This window comes from Staphylococcus condimenti (assembly GCF_001618885.1).
Classification (GTDB): Bacteria; Bacillota; Bacilli; order Staphylococcales; family Staphylococcaceae; genus Staphylococcus; species Staphylococcus condimenti.
This window is the reverse complement of the sequence record NZ_CP015114.1, coordinates 515,612-531,459: the sequence shown is the minus strand read 5'-3', so window position 1 is coordinate 531,459 and position 15,848 is coordinate 515,612. Positions and strand designations below refer to the sequence as shown.

The following is a 15,848-nucleotide window of genomic DNA, read 5'->3' as shown; positions in this document are numbered from 1 at the left end:
AATGACAGATAAAAACATCCAAGACAAAATTTTACAAGAATTCAAAGAAGGACAAGAAGAATTAACTGTGTTCTTATTGAATGGGTTCCAAATGAAAGGAACAATTGTAGATTTTGATGACACCGTTGTAAATCTTTTGTCCCAAGGTAGAAATCATTTAATTTATAAACACGCAATCAGCACATTTACACAAGAGCCTTCTGCTGTAGAAGCTTAATTGGTAAATGCTTTATACAGTTTTAATAAATAAGCTGACGCTTCACGACACCTGTAGTAATATTGCAACCATTTTTTAAAGCGCGACGATAAAATTGGAACGCAATGAAATACTGGTTTTATTAACTGTATATTTATTAATTGAAGATAAATTATGTTTATTAAAAAAACCGCACGCAACAGTGGGTATTCAATACAAAAAGTATTGAAAGAGCTGTGACGTGCGGTCTTTATTTGAATTGATTTAATAAGAGAATCTATTAATTCGTTATTGATAGAGCTTATAATAAAGCTTCGATATCAGATTCAATTTGGCTTGGATTTTTCTGCGGAGAGAAACGATTAACTACATTTCCGTCGCGATCCACTAAAAATTTTGTAAAATTCCATTTGATTTTACTGTTAAAGAACCCATTTTGCTGTTCTGTTAGGAATTTGTATAGTGGGTGACGTTCTTCTCCATTTACTTTAATCTTTTCATGCATTGGGAAAGTTACTCCATAGTTGATTTTACAATTCTGCATGGCTTCTTGCCCATTGCCAGGTTCTTGTTTTCCAAATTGGTTGCAAGGGAAACCTAATACTGTGAACCCTTGGTCTTTATATTTTTCATATAAAGCTTGTAATCCTTCAAATTGCGGTGTGAATCCGCATTGGCTTGCAGTATTCACAATCAGCATTACATCACCTTTATATTCACCTAAACGGTATGTATCACCGTTTACTTTAGTTACTTCAATGTCATATATATTCATCGTTAATTTCACCTCGTTGTGACAAAGGTATCATATTTCACAGTAATAGTCTTTCCATATGCACTGTGATAGAATAGGTAAGGATTACGCGTATTTAATTTAAATAAGAATTGTGAATAAAGAGTGTTAGAGAAAGGGGATTATTTTTTGCCTCAAGAAAAAATTTATAATACAGAAGAAACAGTAGAAAAAGCACTTCTTGTCGGTGTAGATGCATATGATGAACAAGAATATGATTTTGCCTCTACTATGGAAGAATTAAAGGCGCTTTCTGAGTCATGTCGTTTAGATGTAATCGGAGAAATTACACAATCTAAAGACCGCATTGAAGAAAAAACATATGTTGGTAAAGGAAAGCAATATGAAATAAAAGAATTTGTGGAAATGTACGATGTCGATGTTGTAGTGGTCAATGATGAATTGACAACATCACAATCTAAGAGTTTAAATGATACGCTGGGTGTCAAAATTATTGATAGAACGCAACTGATTTTAGAGATTTTCGCCATGCGTGCCAGCAGTAAAGAAGGTAAATTGCAAGTCGAATTAGCACAATTAGATTATTTAATGCCGCGCTTGCAAGGCCATGGTAAAAGCTTATCAAGACTTGGCGGCGGAATCGGAACGAGAGGTCCTGGTGAAACAAAACTTGAAACAGACCGTCGTCATATACGCCGCAGAATGAATGAAATTAAACATCAATTAAAAGCTACTGTTGAACATCGCGAACGTTACCGCAGCAAACGTCGTCAAAATCATGTTTTCCAAGTTGCTTTAGTAGGATATACAAATGCTGGAAAATCAACTTGGTTCAATATTCTAGCGGATGAATCAACTTTTGAAAAAGATTTGCTTTTTGCGACATTAGATCCGAAAACACGTCAAATACAAATCAATGACGGTTTCAATTTGATTATTTCTGATACTGTTGGATTTATTCAAAAGCTGCCGACTACATTAATTGCAGCGTTTAAATCAACATTAGAAGAAGCGCGCGATGCTGATTTGCTATTGCACGTAGTGGATGCAAGTAATGAAGATTACCGTACTCAATTTGATACGGTCAACCGTATTATCGGTGACTTAGATATGGATAAAATACCGCAAGCAGTGATTTTCAATAAAAAGGATATGCATGAAGGAGCTGCACCTGCTTCTCAACTACCAAATGTTTTCGTTTCAGCTAAAAATGAAGAAGATAGAGAACGTGTGCGTGAACTTTTAATCGAACAAGTAGAAAAACAAATGGAACCTTATACAGAAACGGTGCCTGCAGATAACGCAGATCGACTTTATTTCTTAAAACGTCATACCATTATTAATCAATTAGATTTTAATGAAGAAGATGAGAGTTACACTGTAGAAGGTTATCGACAAAAATCAAATGATGAAGGAAAGAAGCAAGATTAAATGAACTTAGAACAAATGATTCAAGAAACAGAAGCAACTTTACAGCCCTTTTTTAGAGATATAGAAGAAAGGGCTTTTCGCAATCAAGCGAAAGTATTAGATGCATTTCATGCTGTCAAAGCATCGGAATCAGATTTACAGGGAACTACAGGATATGGTTATGATGATATCGGTCGTGATCATCTTGAAGAAATTTATGCCCAAACATTCAAAGCTGAAGCAGCCTTAGTCAGACCTCAAATTATTTCAGGCACACATGCAATTACGATTGCATTACAAAGCTGTTTGAAACATGGAGACGAGTTATTATATATTACTGGAAATCCATATGACACACTTTTAGAAGTAATTGGCGTAAATGGAAATGGTATCGGCAGTTTGAAAGAAAATGGCGTAGCGTATCGTCAAGTACCGTTATCACTTGATGGATATATCGACGTGGAACAAGTTTTAGATACAATCAATGAGAAAATCAAAGTCGTAGCTATTCAACGCTCTAAAGGATATGATCAACGACCATCCTTAACTGTAAGTGAAATTGAGCGTGCTATCTCTCAAATTAAGGCTGCACACCCAGAAGTGATTGTATTTGTAGATAATTGTTATGGTGAATTTGTGGAAGAAAGAGAACCTGTTGAAGTAGGCGCTGATTTAATAGCAGGTTCATTGATTAAAAATCCAGGCGGCGGTTTGGCACGTATCGGCGGCTATATCGCCGGCAGATTAGATTTGATTGAAAGATGCGGTTATCGTTTGACAGCACCTGGAATAGGGAGAGAAGCGGGTGCTTCATTGGATGAATTACCAAGTATGTATCAAGGCTTCTTTTTAGCACCGCATGTAGTCAGTCAAAGTTTAAAAGGTGCTTTATTTACGAGCTTGCTGCTTACTAAGCTGAACATGCGGACAGTACCGGCTTTTGATACACCTCGAACTGATTTAATACAGACAGTCCAATTTGATACAGCAGAGCAAATGATTCGTTTTTGCCAATGTATCCAAGCAGCTTCACCGATTAATGCACATTTTAGTCCAGAACCTAGTTATATGCCAGGTTATGAAGATGACGTTATTATGGCAGCAGGTACTTTTGTGCAAGGTTCTTCAATTGAACTTTCAGCAGATGGTCCGATTCGTCCTCCATATGAAGCCTATGTGCAAGGCGGATTGACATATGAACATGTTAAGTTAGCTGTTACAAGAGCAGTAATACAAATGAGTGAAGAGGGACTTATTTAATATTAAGAAAACCGTTGCAAAATATTGCAGCGGTTTATTTTATATCAAGAAAAGTAATGTATACTTAAAGTGAACATGTGAGAGAAAAAGAAGGTGCATGAAGTAAATAAAATGGAGGAGACACTATGGTCTTAACTTACCGCACCTTATTGTTTGTTTTATCGTTATTAATGGTAATTTGTTTTGAAATGGCTAGATCTTTAGGTAATGTATTTTTCTATTCTGTACTTGCAGTCTATCTTGTAGCAGTTATCTTCATTCTTTATAAATTAGGCAAAATAACAAGAAATAAAAGATTAAGATAACAAAAAAGAGGCCGTTATGGCCTCTTTTTCACCCCATTTGTTTAGCACCAAAGTGCGATAAAGCTGTGCTCAAGCTTAATACAATTTCATGTATTGTTCTCTTTCCCATTCAGAGACTTGAGTTCTATAATAATCCCACTCAATTGATTTAGAGTTGATAAATTGGTTATAGATATGTGAACCTAAAGCATCTTTGATAGTTTTATTTTCACGCATTGCTTTCAAAGCAGTGTATAAAGTTGAAGGTAAATCTTCAATGCCGATTGCTTCACGTTCGTCACGGTTCATTTCATAAATGTTTTGGTTTACAGGTTCTGAAACTTTCATTTTGTTTTTAATACCGTCTAAACCAGCTTCTAAGATTGCTGCTAAAGCCATGTAAGGGTTAGCTGCAGGGTCTACTGAACGTACTTCTACACGAGTAGATAAACCGCGTGAAGTAGGGACACGAACTAATGGAGAACGGTTTTTACCACTCCATGCAATATAACAAGGTGCTTCGTATCCTGGAACTAAACGTTTATAAGAGTTTACAAGCGGGTTGCAGACTGCAGTGAATCCACGTGCATTTTTCAAGATACCAGCAATAAATTGGTAAGCTTCTTCAGTCATTTGTTCTCTGCCGTTTGGATCATAGAATGCATTTTCTTTTCCTTTGAATAAAGAAACGTTGAAGTGCATACCGCTTCCGTTTACACCGAACAATGGTTTTGGCATAAATGTAGCATGCAAGTTATGTTTACGTGCGATTGTTTTAACTACCAATTTGAATGTTTGGATGTTGTCGCATGCAGTGACAGCATCAGCGTATTTGAAGTCGATTTCATGTTGGCCAGGTGCAACTTCATGGTGGCTGGCTTCAATATCGAATCCCATATCTTCAAGTTCTAACACGATATCACGACGGCAGTTTTCACCTAAATCAGTAGGTGCTAAGTCGAAATAACCGCCATGGTCATTTAATTCTAAAGTAGGTTCGCCTTTTTCATCTAATTTGAATAAGAAGAATTCAGGTTCAGGTCCTAAATTGAAATCTGTAAATCCTAAGTCTTCCATTTCTTTAAGTATACGTTTCAAGTTGTTACGCGGATCCCCAGCAAATGGTTCGCCATCTGTTGTATAAACGTCACAGATTAGACGCGCAACTTTTCCTTGTCCTGCTGTCCATGGGAAAATAACCCAAGTATCTAAATCAGGGTATAAATACATATCTGATTCTTCAATTCTTACGAAACCTTCGATTGATGAACCATCAAACATCATTTCATTATCTAATACTTTTTCTAATTGACTGACAGGTACTTCAACATTTTTGATTGTTCCTAAAATATCAGTGAATTGTAATCGTAAGTATCTTACATTTTCTTCAGTAGCAAATCTGCGGATATCATCTTTAGTAAATGAACGTTTTGGCATTATAAATCCTCCAATGTTTTATTTGATAAACCGAGAAAGATCTCCTCGATTTAACGGTATAGCTTCTTGTTGTGGTTTCTGAGTTGCTTCTACGATAACATGCTTTCTCAATGCGATTTCTTCGCTTGATAAATGACTTTCATCATCCATTAAAATCTGTTTAATTGCTTTTAAATTAAACCCTTTTTCTAAAAGACGTTTGATTTCTAATAAGCGATCTAAATCATTCATTGAAAATAGTCTTTTGTTGCCTGATGTTCTCTCTGGTTTAATGAGTCCATGTGTTTCGTAATAACGTATCTGTCTCGGTGTCAGTTCGGTCAACTGATTTACGACACTCATAGAGAAGACGGCCATATTTCTGCGCAATGCATCTTTTGACAATGTTCCATCACCTCTATTTTTGAACTTGATATTAATTTAGCATAAATTTTTCAGTATTACAAAAATATGTAAGGTTTTCTGACATGAAGTTCGAATGCTGTTAAATCAAGGTTTTGAAAGGGTGAGTAACAAGGCTTGTATAAATTTTCTGCAAATTGTCAAAATTTAATCATAAAAAAACAGGCAATGCTGATTAAAGCATGCCTGTTTTTAATCCGTATCAAATTAAAGGTTGCTGATTTTAGCAACAACATCTTCGTATTTATTTAAATAATTTTCGAATTCTTGACCTAAATGTGATTTGTCTTTTGATTCATCGCTTGCTACTTTCGCTAATTCATCATAAAATTTACGCGCTTCTTGAGCGTAAGATTTAAACTCTAAATTTTCGACATCATCATGAGTTGATACAAAACCATCTACTGCTTCTAATGTTGAGAAAATTTCACTTAATAAGATAATTTCTGATTTTGAAATATCTTTGTTGTTAGGGTTGATTGCGTTTTGGTATAGATCATCAAATGTTTCATTAATAAATTCAACTTTCTCATTCAAATAACTTTTAATTTTTTGTGTGTTTGGCATTTATCATCACTCCTTAATAACAGTAATACCTATTCCATTACTCAGTTAAACATAATAATTTCAGATTTTTCGGTCAATCTACGAAAAAACACCTACATTTTACACAATTTGGGATCTTGCATAGTGCTAGATGAAGTAATGTCGTTTTAAAGATGTTAAAATGGCTACATATCTTTGTAACCTATCTTTTTAATAAAACTTCAGAAAAGTATTTTAAGGCTTGAAATTATTAAATTTTAAACTAACAAATGATTAAAAACACAGAAAGAAGGAGCGTGATTGCATGTTCGCATTTGAGGTGCCAGGTATTCTTGGTGATATCTTAACAGGAATTTTTATTCTGTTTACGATATTAAACCTGATTGTTGCCTTTAATATTATTTTTATTAAAGACAGAAGCACAAGCTCGACTTGGGCATGGCTATTTATTTTATTTATTGCACCGGTATTAGGATTCTTCCTATACATTTTATTTGGCAGAGGAGTATCGAAAAATAAACTCTACAAAAATTATCGCAAGGATATAGAAGAATTCGAAAGTATTTTGAATGAACAAAGATACCAAGTTAAGCACCATAACTTGCAAACGGATAATGAAATCGTTGAAAAACATCATGATTTGGTCAATATGTTATTAACACGACAACCAGCATTTTTAACTGAAGATAATGATGTTGAAATTTTCGTAGATGGTCATAAACTTTACGATAAAATGATTGAAGATATTTTACAGGCTAAAAATCATATTCATCTAGAGTATTACACATTTGAATTAGATGGTTTAGGTCATCGTATTATAGATGCTTTAGAACAAAAGCTTGAAGAAGGCGTCGAAGTATTATTGCTTTATGATGATTTAGGGTCTAAAAATCTAAGCCTCAGAAAGTTTAACCGCTTTAGAAAATTAGGCGGCCAAGTAGAATCATTCTTTGCAAGCAAATTGCCATTGATTAATTTTAGAGCAAATAACCGAAATCACAGAAAAATTGTTGTGATTGATGGAGAAATCGGCTATATCGGAGGTTTTAATGTAGGAGACGAATACTTAGGTTTGAATAAAAAGTTTGGTTACTGGAGAGATACACATGCCAGAATTAAAGGGAACGCTGTAGATGCATTGCAACTTCGCTTCATAATGGATTGGAACTCACAATCTAAACGTGAACATTTAAAATTAAAACCAGCATACTTCCCAGTGAAAGATGAAGATGGGGATGTTTCAATTCAGATTGCTTCAAGCGGTCCTGATGATACATGGCATGAAATTGAATTCGGATATACAAAAATGATTAATTCAGCGAGAAAATCTATTTATATGCAGAGTCCGTATTTTATTCCGGATAATTCATATATTAATGCGATTAAAATGGCAGCGAATTCAGGGGTAGAAGTTCATTTAATGATTCCTGATATGCCAGATCATCCTTTTGTATACTGGGCGACATATTATCATGCAGCAGAGCTGCTAGATGCGGGTGTTAAAATTTATACTTATAACAATGGTTTCATTCATTCTAAGGTGATGGTCATTGATGATGAAGTAGCAAGTGTCGGTTCAGCTAATATGGACTTTAGAAGTTTCGAACTTAATTTTGAAGTTAACGCATTTATGTATAACAAAGATGTTGCAGTTGAATTGCGTAAAGCATTTGAGCATGATGTTACGCTATCGACTCAATTAACAAAATCTCGTTATGCAGAACGTTCTAATTGGATTAAATTAAAAGAAGGTTTCTCTAAACTGATTACTCCAATTCTATAAAGATAAAAATTCCAGTTCTCCATAATTTCAGGAGGAACTGGAATTTTTTACTTTCTTTTATATTTAGTGTTGTTATTTTCATTATCGTCTTTTTTGCGGTGTTTTGCTTGATTTTGCTGGATAATAAATAAAATAAAACCGATTAACATTCCCATTAATAAACCAATTACAGCAGTTACCAGCAAGGGAAGTTTAAATATATACTCTAGTATCAAACCTACCACAATCGCGACAGCGACGGCTACAATCGTCACTAAATTTTCTCTGATGGCATTCATCATGGCGCCTCCTCGTTCTTTTTAGATTACTACTATCATAACAAATTTTTTTGCTCTAGAGAATTGACGATATTATTCGGAAAACGGTATGATAATTCGGTGTACAATTTAATAAATAAGCAGGTGGTTATTGTGAAACAAAAATCTTTATCAACAATCCTGACTGTCGTTGTAATCGCGCTTGTCGTTTTGGGGTTCCAGTATTTCAATCATTCAGGACCTTTTAAGAATTCTAGTTCGCATATTAGCGGCGGTTCTATGGGGGATAAAGAGGAAGTCCAAGTTAAGCGTGTCATCGATGGAGATACATTTATTGCAACAGACAAAGATGGCAAAGAAATAAAAGTGAGAATGATCGGTATGGATACACCGGAAACAGTAAAACCTAATACGCCGGTACAGCCTTATGGTAAAGAAGCTTCGAATTATTCTAAAAAAACATTAAATCATAAAACAGTATACTTAGAATACGATAAAGAAAAACAAGATCAGTATGGACGCAATTTATCGTATGTATGGCTGGATAAAGATCATATGTATAATAAGGAATTAGTCGAAAAAGGATTGGCAAGAGAGAAATATTTTGCGCCGAATGGTAAATATAGAGAAGTTTTTAAAGAAGCGCAAAAACAGGCTCAAGATGAAAATCTCAATATTTGGAGCCGTTCGAATTAAATAGATGAAAAAAGAGCAATGTCTTTTGGTATACAACAGCATTGCTCCTTTTTTTGGTGTTTTAGAAAAAGTGTATAAAGTTTCTTAATAGGTGGATCGGGTAATCTATATATGAAAATAATTATAGGAGGTTTCTATTTTTATGGTTGAAGTAAATAATGTAGCAGGTGTAACTAAAGTTGCAGATAACGTCGAACGTGTTGCCGCATTAGAATTTTCATTTGTGGATGATTTAGTAGCATTAGGTTTAAATCCAGTTGCAATTGCAGATGATGGAAATAAAGAAAATATGGTAGAACCTGTACGTAAACATTTAAATGATTATATTTCAGTTGGTGACCGTGAAAATCCTGATCTTAATAAACTTCGTGAAGCAGAGCCTCAATTAATTATTGCAGATAGTACACGTCATAAAGATATTTATGATGAACTTAATAAAATTACGCCTACAATTTTATTGAATAGTTTTGGTGGCGATTACAAAGAAAATTTAGAAGCATTTAAAGTTGTCAGCCAAGCTGTATCAAAAGAAGATGAAGGTAAGGCGCGTTTAGAAGAACACAATAAAAAAGTGGATGAAGAATCTAAAAATATCAGCATTGATAAAAAATTATCTACTTTACCGGTGGTGCCCACAAAAATCGGTGTTGCTGCGCATAGTGATAAAAGTTATATAGGTCAATTCTTAGAAATTTTAGGATTTGATATACCGCTAGATCAAAAAGATGCGAATAAATATAAACCTTATTTAGATGGTCCCTATCTCCAAATGACGCCAGATCAACTTGCAGAATTAGATCCAGAGCGTTTAATTATTATGTCAGATGAAGAAGATGAAAATGCTTTAGAAAAACTTAAAGAAGCGGATGCTTACAAGAAAATAAAAGCAGTTGAAAATGATAAAGTTCATCAAGTTGATAGATTGGCGTGGGCTAAATCTAGAGGACTTATTGCTTCTGAAAATATTGTAAAAGAGTTAAGTGAATTTAAATAATTAATTCTTCTAATAGACAAAAAGCCGAGGAGAGTTTTTCTCCTCGGCTTTTGTTATGCTTTAAAATGTTACTGGTCAAGATAATTGATAATTACTTCGCTATCTTTTTCGGAAATATCATGTTTAGACTGGACTATCATTTCTTCTACAGCGTCTTTTAGAGAACGTTTAGAAGAAGCAGTTGCTACATATTTTTCGCGTTCAGCAGGGCCGTCGATAATGTTGATTGAACCATCGCTGAAATAAACTACACCGACACTTGTGATTTTTTTATTGAATTGTTTTTCATAAGCATCTTTTAATTCTTTAGAATTAACTGCAGCGGATAAATATGGATCGTGATCGTAAAAATCAAATTCTACTCGGTTGTTTTTGATTTTTTCAGTAAAAGTATAGATATCTTTTCTAGATGACTGAAATTGGCTTTGATATTGGTTTACAATATAACGACCGACAATTTGATCTAAACTTTCATTTTTAACCTCAATATCATTTTCTGGTTCTGCACTGAAATGATAGAATGTTTTCTCTTGCCAGTTTTTAACATCTATATTTAAGAGACCTTTATCAGTTATGACAATATAATCAAAAGAACGCAGCTGCTCAAATAAAGGATGTTTAACAGCCAAGTTGCCAGTTGAGATAATTTGGAAAAAATTAATCTTGCCAACTTCTTTAAATTTTTCTAGGATAGCATTAAGTTCTTGTTTCGCTTTACGAATACCATAATGATGTTGCTGTTTATCATCATTAATCTTTTCGCTTCGTAGTGCTGCGACTTCTGAACGTAATGAATTAACTTTGCTGACAAGTTGGTTTTTAGAATAAATTTCAGTATCTAACCTATGCTGCATAATACCTCTAGATACAAAAATTATAACCAGCAGCAAAACTATAATTGCTGCTAACAGTATCGTTATGAACATAAAAAATCATTCCTTAATAAAAAATAGTTACAAATATAAATGTACCCTTATAATCCATCTCTTACTTATAAAAATCAATAAATTAGACTTTAAGTTTATATTAAGGTGGTGTTTTTACAATATAAAAGCAGTTTAAGCAAACCAAAGTCTGTTTGCTTAAACTGCGATAATTGTGTCAGTTAATAGTTTTGTTTGATTGATAGGGCTCTCGGGAAAATACCAAAAACCAATTGTTTAATTCATTCCTTGCAAGACATTTTGCTGCAAGGCTTCAAATTCATTCAATAATTGTTTGATTTTTTCAATTTGTTCTTCAGTGAGGGTAATAAACACTTTTCTTTCATCTTCGTCAGAGCGTTTTTTACCTATAATGCGCTGGTCAGTTAACGTTGTTAGAGATTTATGTACTTCCATTAAACTAAAAGTTAAATTTCTTTTTACTTGATATAATGGAATGCAAGTGCTGTCACAAGCAAGTAAATGTTTAAGGAATAATAAATCATTCAATTTTAAATCATAGTGCTTTTTCACTTGATTTAATAATTGTTTTCGATGCAATTCATAATAGAATATAGATTCCGATGTTTGAGTCATAGGGGATTGCATTTTTTCACCTCTTATATTTTTATATTGAACTGACATCTTTTATTATATTAAAAATTTAATACGATTAAAAGAGTTATTTTTTACTTATTAGTTAATTTCATGTATCAACAATTTAAAATTGGTTTAACTTAATATTAAATATAGTTTATAAAACGAATAGGTTTACTTTACATTACAAAAGGAGTTAAAAGAATTGTCATCTAAAATAAAGCGTCACAACTATTTATACAATGTTTATAATAAGATTCAACCCGGTTCAATTATAGCTTTAGATAATCATCCAGTATCGTATTATATACTTGATTTGTTAAATTCGAAAAATGTGAAGGTATCTATCGTAACGTACTCGACGGATATCATGAAATATCTGTGTGAAAATACGGCGTTTGATATTATATTTACTACTGGCCAAATCAATTCATCTTTACATACGATTAATGGCGGTACCGTTGTAGATAAAATTAAACAATTAAAAATTGATTATTACTTTTGCGAAGCATGCTATATTGATCATAAATCATATTTATATCAAATTCATGAGGATATTGCGGAGCTTCAAAAGGCATTGGTTAACCAAGCGGAAGCTTCATACCTGATAAATTATCCAGATATTTGTAATTCTGATGGGAAGCAAAATTTGTCATTAATTGGTCAACTTATTTAAATAGACAAGTTTAACAGACGGGGATAAAATGTATATGAATTTATGAGCAAATAAGTTATACTGTTATTTGTAAGCGCTTACTAAAGGAGGTGTAGAAAATGATAAAATCGAAAAATGAAGATTTAAATGTTTTAGTAGAAAGATTGATTGAACATACAAACAACGAAATTAAGTTTTTCGGACAAACGGCTAAAATGTTATTTTTGAAAAATGAATTTATTATCGGTGAAAAAACAGAGATTTGTGTAAAAAGAAGAAACTTAACTAAAGTACTTAAATATATTCCAGAGGGTTACCGCGTTCGTTATTTTGATACATATGGCAATACTAGTGATAAATTACGAGATATGAAATTTTCTGCATTAACTCATTTAGAAATTGATAAAGATAATAAAAACATAATGAGTATTTATGTGTATGATGTGCAGAATGATGAGTGGATGTTTAGATTTAATCATGGTATACGATTACCTGAAAAGCATATTTATTTTCATTCATTACCTTGGGGTGTAGATTACATCAAACCGGAAATTGTTTTGATGTATGAGCTGCTTAGACCAAGAGAATATGGTACTGAAGATAACAATAAAGCTGTGATTGATGCTTTGAGTTACTATCAATTTGTGATTCTAAAAGTAGTAGTGGGTGAGGAAAAATTGCATAGCGCCTTATCGGTTCATTATTAAAAAGCAAGAGCGTTGCCAAACTCACATGTCTGACAATACTCTTGCTTAAAATGATGAAATTTATAATTTAATTAATATTCTTTAAATTCAGATTATTCTGCTGGCGCTTTAATTTTATCTGCGCTGCAACAACAACCTTCATAAGTTGCACGTACAGCATTATCTGCATCTTTTACAGAAATACCGAACATCATTGAAATTTCAGAAGCACCTTGGTTAATCATTTTTAAGTTGATATTCGCCTTCGCAAGTGCCTCAGTGATTTTATTAGCAGTTCCAACCATTTGGCTCATTCCTAAGCCTACTACCATTAAAATTGCCAAATCACTTTCAATACTTAGTTCGTCAACGTCACACTGTTTTCGAATTTCATTTAGTACTTTGTTTTCTTTACCCTCAATTTGATGTGAACGCATAATAATACTTATTCCATCTATGCCAGAAGGCATATGGTCAAAAGAAATATCATTATCTTCTAAAACAGTTAATACTTTTCGAGTAAACCCAACTTGTCGGTTCATCAAATATTTGCTGATATTGATGACAGTGAATCCTTTATCACAGCTTAGACCGCTGATTAAATGATCGGGTTTTATTTCTCTGTCATAGCGAATATAAGTACCGGGATCTTGTGGTCTATTAGTATTTTTTATAACCACAGGAATACGTTCTTTTTGAACAGGTTGGAGTGCTTCATCATGGAAGACGCTGAAACCTGCATAAGATAATTCACGCATTTCGCGGTATGTGACTTCGCCCATGATTTCGGCATCTTTAATTAAATTAGGGTTGGCACGATATATACCAGAAACATCACTATAGTTTTCATAAAGTTCTGCACGCACACCGCGTGCTAAGATAGCACCTGTGATATCAGAACCGCCTCTAGGGAAAGTAACGATATTTCCTTTTTTTGAATAACCGAAGAAGCCGGGGACAATGATTTTTCCTTTAATATCTCTTAATTTATAAATATTATCATAAGACTCTTCTAATATTTGTGCGAATTGTGGAGTGTCAGTCACTGTTATACCAGCATCAAGAGGTGAGATATATGTAGTAGGCACACCTTGACTATTGTTATATTGAGCAATAAGACGTGCATTAAAATCTTCACCACACGATAGAAGCGCATCTTTTAAACGTGGAGAATGTTCGCGATATTTTTCAATACGCTCTTCCAAAATTGTTGAAAATTCATCTAATATTGCTGTGTCCATATTTAAATCATGAACAATATCAGCATATCGATTGATAATTTCATCTTTTTTATTTTGATAATCTAATCCTGCAACGCTTTTTTCATAGAGTCTAAGAAGTAAATCTGTAGTTTTGATATCTTCTGGATGCCTTTTTCCTGGTGCAGAAACCACAATGATTTTTCTGTCATCGTCACTATTAGCGATGTTTAACACCTTTTGAATTTGGCTTGCTGAAGCGACGGAACTACCGCCAAATTTAGCTACTTTCATATTAACGCAACCTTTCTTTAAATCTTAATAATTTACTGCTTTGTTTTTTGGGTTAAAAATGCTAAAATTTCAACATATTCCAAATTTTTTGAACTTTACAATTTTGATGAATGAATTTATACTAAACCATATTCAAGTATTTTTCAATAGTACAGTTGTTTTTTTAGAACGAACAAACGGAGGAATGAAGAATGAAGAAGTTAAACATCGCTTTGCTCGGTCTTGGGACAGTGGGCTCAGGTGTAGTTAAAATAATTGAAGAGAATCACCAACAAATCAAAGATACGATTCAAAAAGATATTCAAATCAAACATATTCTTGTACGTGATAAAAAGAAAAAACGACCTCTGAACATCAGTCAATATCATCTAACTGAAGATGTCGACGAAATCCTAAATGATGACGATGTTGATATTGTTGTAGAAGTAATGGGTGGTATTGAACCGACTGTTGAATGGCTGAAAAAATCTTTAGAACAAGGTAAGCACGTGATTACTGCAAATAAAGATTTATTAGCAGTCCACTTACGTACAATGGAAGATTTAGCACAAGAAAATGGTGTAGCGTTAAAATTCGAAGCGAGCGTAGCGGGAGGTATTCCGATTGTCAATGCGATTAATAATGGGTTGAATGCAAATAATATCAGTAAATTTATGGGTATTTTAAATGGTACATCCAACTTTATTTTAACGAAAATGACACAAGAAGGCGCAAGCTTTGAAGAAGCATTGGCTGAAGCACAAAGACTCGGCTTTGCAGAAGCAGATCCTACGGATGACGTGGAAGGTGTTGACGCGGCACGTAAAGTTGTAATTGTTACATACCTTTCATTTAACAGAGTTATTAATTTAAATGATGTCAAACGTACTGGTATTTCTGAAGTGACAGTAGATGATATCAATGCAGCTAAAGAACTTGGTTATAAAATTAAATTGATCGGTAAAGGTACGTATGAAAACGGTAATATTGAAGCTTCCGTTGCTCCGACTTTAATCGATGCAAGACACCAATTAGCATCAGTAGAAAATGAATTTAATGCTATATATGTTATTGGTGACTCTGTGGGTGAAACAATGTTTTATGGTAAAGGTGCTGGTAGCTTAGCAACAGGTAGTGCAGTGGTCAGTGATTTATTAAATGTAGCGCTGCAATTTGAATCAGACCTGCACACTTTACCACCGCATTTTGAATTGAAAACTGAAGATGCTAAAGAAATGATTGATGCAGATGAACCTACGAAATTGAAACAAAAGAACAGTTATTACGTTGTATTAAAGACAAACGGTGCTCCGCTTAAGCGCGTTGAAGAAGAAATCAAATCACAATTACCGCTTCACAAGTCACTTAAACTAAGTGAACATAATGCTGATACAGCAGCAGTGGTAGTTGAAGGCACAGATGTCCCAGTAAGCGACATCTTATCTCAAGGAAAATATCCAGTTGAAAAAGTATATCCAGTAGAAGGGGTTTAATTA

General features: G+C 33.6%; 17 protein-coding genes. 9 read left to right on the top strand and 8 right to left on the bottom strand.

Annotated elements, in window-relative coordinates; genetic code table 11:
* Position 1 precedes the first annotated feature (1 nt).
* Positions 2–217, top strand: coding sequence for an RNA chaperone Hfq (gene hfq / locus A4G25_RS02700; protein WP_047131192.1), 216 nt, complete (start codon positions 2–4; stop codon positions 215–217).
* 280 nt (positions 218–497) lie between these two features.
* Here the strand turns inward: hfq and A4G25_RS02695 are convergent, their stop codons facing one another.
* A complete protein-coding gene (locus A4G25_RS02695) occupies positions 498–971 on the bottom strand; it encodes a glutathione peroxidase (protein WP_047131191.1) in 474 nt (157 codons plus the stop codon).
* A 147-nt stretch (positions 972–1,118) separates the two neighbouring features.
* On the opposite strand from A4G25_RS02695, the gene hflX reads away from it, so the two are divergent.
* Positions 1,119–2,381, top strand: a complete 1,263-nt coding sequence (hflX, locus tag A4G25_RS02690) for a GTPase HflX (protein ID WP_047131190.1) — start codon at positions 1,119–1,121, stop codon at positions 2,379–2,381.
* On the top strand, positions 2,382–3,620 hold the full coding sequence (locus tag A4G25_RS02685; RefSeq protein WP_047131189.1) for a methionine gamma-lyase family protein: 1,239 nt from the start codon (positions 2,382–2,384) through the stop codon (positions 3,618–3,620).
* Positions 3,621–4,000: 380 nt separating this feature from the next.
* Here A4G25_RS02685 and glnA read toward each other — a convergent pair whose 3' ends face one another.
* The 3 genes from glnA to A4G25_RS02665 all read right to left on the bottom strand — a co-directional run bounded on the left by glnA (position 4,001) and on the right by A4G25_RS02665 (position 6,310).
* The gene (gene glnA / locus A4G25_RS02675) at positions 4,001–5,341 is read right to left on the bottom strand and encodes a type I glutamate--ammonia ligase (RefSeq protein ID WP_047131187.1); all 1,341 of its coding nucleotides are present in this window, start codon (positions 5,339–5,341) and stop codon (positions 4,001–4,003) included.
* An 18-nt stretch (positions 5,342–5,359) separates the two neighbouring features.
* Entirely contained in the window at positions 5,360–5,725 is a 366-nt protein-coding gene (locus A4G25_RS02670) for a MerR family transcriptional regulator (RefSeq protein ID WP_047131186.1), read from the bottom strand.
* Positions 5,726–5,950: 225 nt separating this feature from the next.
* Positions 5,951–6,310, bottom strand: coding sequence for a hypothetical protein (locus A4G25_RS02665; protein ID WP_047131185.1), 360 nt, complete (start codon positions 6,308–6,310; stop codon positions 5,951–5,953).
* A 283-nt stretch (positions 6,311–6,593) separates the two neighbouring features.
* Here A4G25_RS02665 and cls point away from each other — a divergent pair, with 283 nt between their 5' ends.
* Positions 6,594–8,072, top strand: coding sequence for a cardiolipin synthase (gene cls, locus A4G25_RS02660; RefSeq protein ID WP_047131184.1), 1,479 nt, complete (start codon positions 6,594–6,596; stop codon positions 8,070–8,072).
* A 47-nt stretch (positions 8,073–8,119) separates the two neighbouring features.
* Here the strand turns inward: cls and A4G25_RS02655 are convergent, their stop codons facing one another.
* Complete coding sequence (locus A4G25_RS02655; protein WP_047131183.1) at positions 8,120–8,350, bottom strand: hypothetical protein; 231 nt, start codon at positions 8,348–8,350, stop codon at positions 8,120–8,122.
* A 129-nt stretch (positions 8,351–8,479) separates the two neighbouring features.
* On the opposite strand from A4G25_RS02655, the gene nucI reads away from it, so the two are divergent.
* Both nucI and A4G25_RS02645 read left to right on the top strand, forming a co-directional pair.
* Positions 8,480–9,025 carry a thermonuclease NucI gene (gene nucI / locus A4G25_RS02650; protein ID WP_165380024.1) on the top strand — a complete coding sequence of 182 codons (546 nt, stop codon included), beginning with the start codon at positions 8,480–8,482 and terminating at the stop codon, positions 9,023–9,025.
* 142 nt (positions 9,026–9,167) lie between these two features.
* Positions 9,168–10,019 (top strand): ABC transporter substrate-binding protein, encoded by an 852-nt coding sequence (locus tag A4G25_RS02645; RefSeq protein ID WP_047131181.1) that lies wholly within the window; start codon positions 9,168–9,170, stop codon positions 10,017–10,019.
* A 68-nt stretch (positions 10,020–10,087) separates the two neighbouring features.
* Here the strand turns inward: A4G25_RS02645 and A4G25_RS02640 are convergent, their stop codons facing one another.
* Together A4G25_RS02640 and A4G25_RS02635 are read right to left on the bottom strand one after the other, a co-directional pair.
* Positions 10,088–10,945: a hypothetical protein gene (locus A4G25_RS02640; protein ID WP_047131180.1), complete on the bottom strand. Its 858-nt coding sequence runs from the start codon at positions 10,943–10,945 to the stop codon at positions 10,088–10,090.
* A 234-nt stretch (positions 10,946–11,179) separates the two neighbouring features.
* The gene (locus A4G25_RS02635; protein WP_047131179.1) at positions 11,180–11,551 is read right to left on the bottom strand and encodes a transcriptional regulator, SarA/Rot family; all 372 of its coding nucleotides are present in this window, start codon (positions 11,549–11,551) and stop codon (positions 11,180–11,182) included.
* Positions 11,552–11,744: 193 nt separating this feature from the next.
* Here A4G25_RS02635 and A4G25_RS02630 point away from each other — a divergent pair, with 193 nt between their 5' ends.
* Complete coding sequence (locus A4G25_RS02630; protein ID WP_047131178.1) at positions 11,745–12,215, top strand: sugar phosphate isomerase family; 471 nt, start codon at positions 11,745–11,747, stop codon at positions 12,213–12,215.
* A 98-nt stretch (positions 12,216–12,313) separates the two neighbouring features.
* The gene (locus A4G25_RS02625; protein ID WP_047131177.1) at positions 12,314–12,901 is read left to right on the top strand and encodes a hypothetical protein; all 588 of its coding nucleotides are present in this window, start codon (positions 12,314–12,316) and stop codon (positions 12,899–12,901) included.
* Positions 12,902–12,993: 92 nt separating this feature from the next.
* Here A4G25_RS02625 and A4G25_RS02620 read toward each other — a convergent pair whose 3' ends face one another.
* On the bottom strand, positions 12,994–14,373 hold the full coding sequence (locus A4G25_RS02620) for an aspartate kinase (protein WP_047131176.1): 1,380 nt from the start codon (positions 14,371–14,373) through the stop codon (positions 12,994–12,996).
* Positions 14,374–14,564: 191 nt separating this feature from the next.
* Between A4G25_RS02620 and A4G25_RS02615 the strand changes: the two genes are divergently transcribed.
* Positions 14,565–15,845, top strand: coding sequence for a homoserine dehydrogenase (locus A4G25_RS02615; protein ID WP_047131175.1), 1,281 nt, complete (start codon positions 14,565–14,567; stop codon positions 15,843–15,845).
* Positions 15,846–15,848: the final 3 nt, after the last annotated feature.

Bases quoted from the DNA above. Each gene is read 5' to 3' on its own strand.
- A4G25_RS02615 (WP_047131175.1), top strand. From the start codon at position 14,565: ATGAAGAAGTTAAACATCGCTTTGCTCGGTCTTGGGACAGTGGGCTCA.
- A4G25_RS02640 (WP_047131180.1), bottom strand. From the start codon at position 10,945: ATGTTCATAACGATACTGTTAGCAGCAATTATAGTTTTGCTGCTGGTT.
- glnA (WP_047131187.1), bottom strand. From the start codon at position 5,341: ATGCCAAAACGTTCATTTACTAAAGATGATATCCGCAGATTTGCTACT.
- A4G25_RS02645 (WP_047131181.1), top strand. From the start codon at position 9,168: ATGGTTGAAGTAAATAATGTAGCAGGTGTAACTAAAGTTGCAGATAAC.
- A4G25_RS02655 (WP_047131183.1), bottom strand. From the start codon at position 8,350: ATGAATGCCATCAGAGAAAATTTAGTGACGATTGTAGCCGTCGCTGTC.
- cls (WP_047131184.1), top strand. From the start codon at position 6,594: ATGTTCGCATTTGAGGTGCCAGGTATTCTTGGTGATATCTTAACAGGA.
- A4G25_RS02665 (WP_047131185.1), bottom strand. From the start codon at position 6,310: ATGCCAAACACACAAAAAATTAAAAGTTATTTGAATGAGAAAGTTGAA.
- A4G25_RS02695 (WP_047131191.1), bottom strand. From the start codon at position 971: ATGAATATATATGACATTGAAGTAACTAAAGTAAACGGTGATACATAC.
- hfq (WP_047131192.1), top strand. From the start codon at position 2: ATGACAGATAAAAACATCCAAGACAAAATTTTACAAGAATTCAAAGAA.
- A4G25_RS02620 (WP_047131176.1), bottom strand. From the start codon at position 14,373: ATGAAAGTAGCTAAATTTGGCGGTAGTTCCGTCGCTTCAGCAAGCCAA.
- A4G25_RS02625 (WP_047131177.1), top strand. From the start codon at position 12,314: ATGATAAAATCGAAAAATGAAGATTTAAATGTTTTAGTAGAAAGATTG.
- A4G25_RS02685 (WP_047131189.1), top strand. From the start codon at position 2,382: ATGAACTTAGAACAAATGATTCAAGAAACAGAAGCAACTTTACAGCCC.
- A4G25_RS02635 (WP_047131179.1), bottom strand. From the start codon at position 11,551: ATGCAATCCCCTATGACTCAAACATCGGAATCTATATTCTATTATGAA.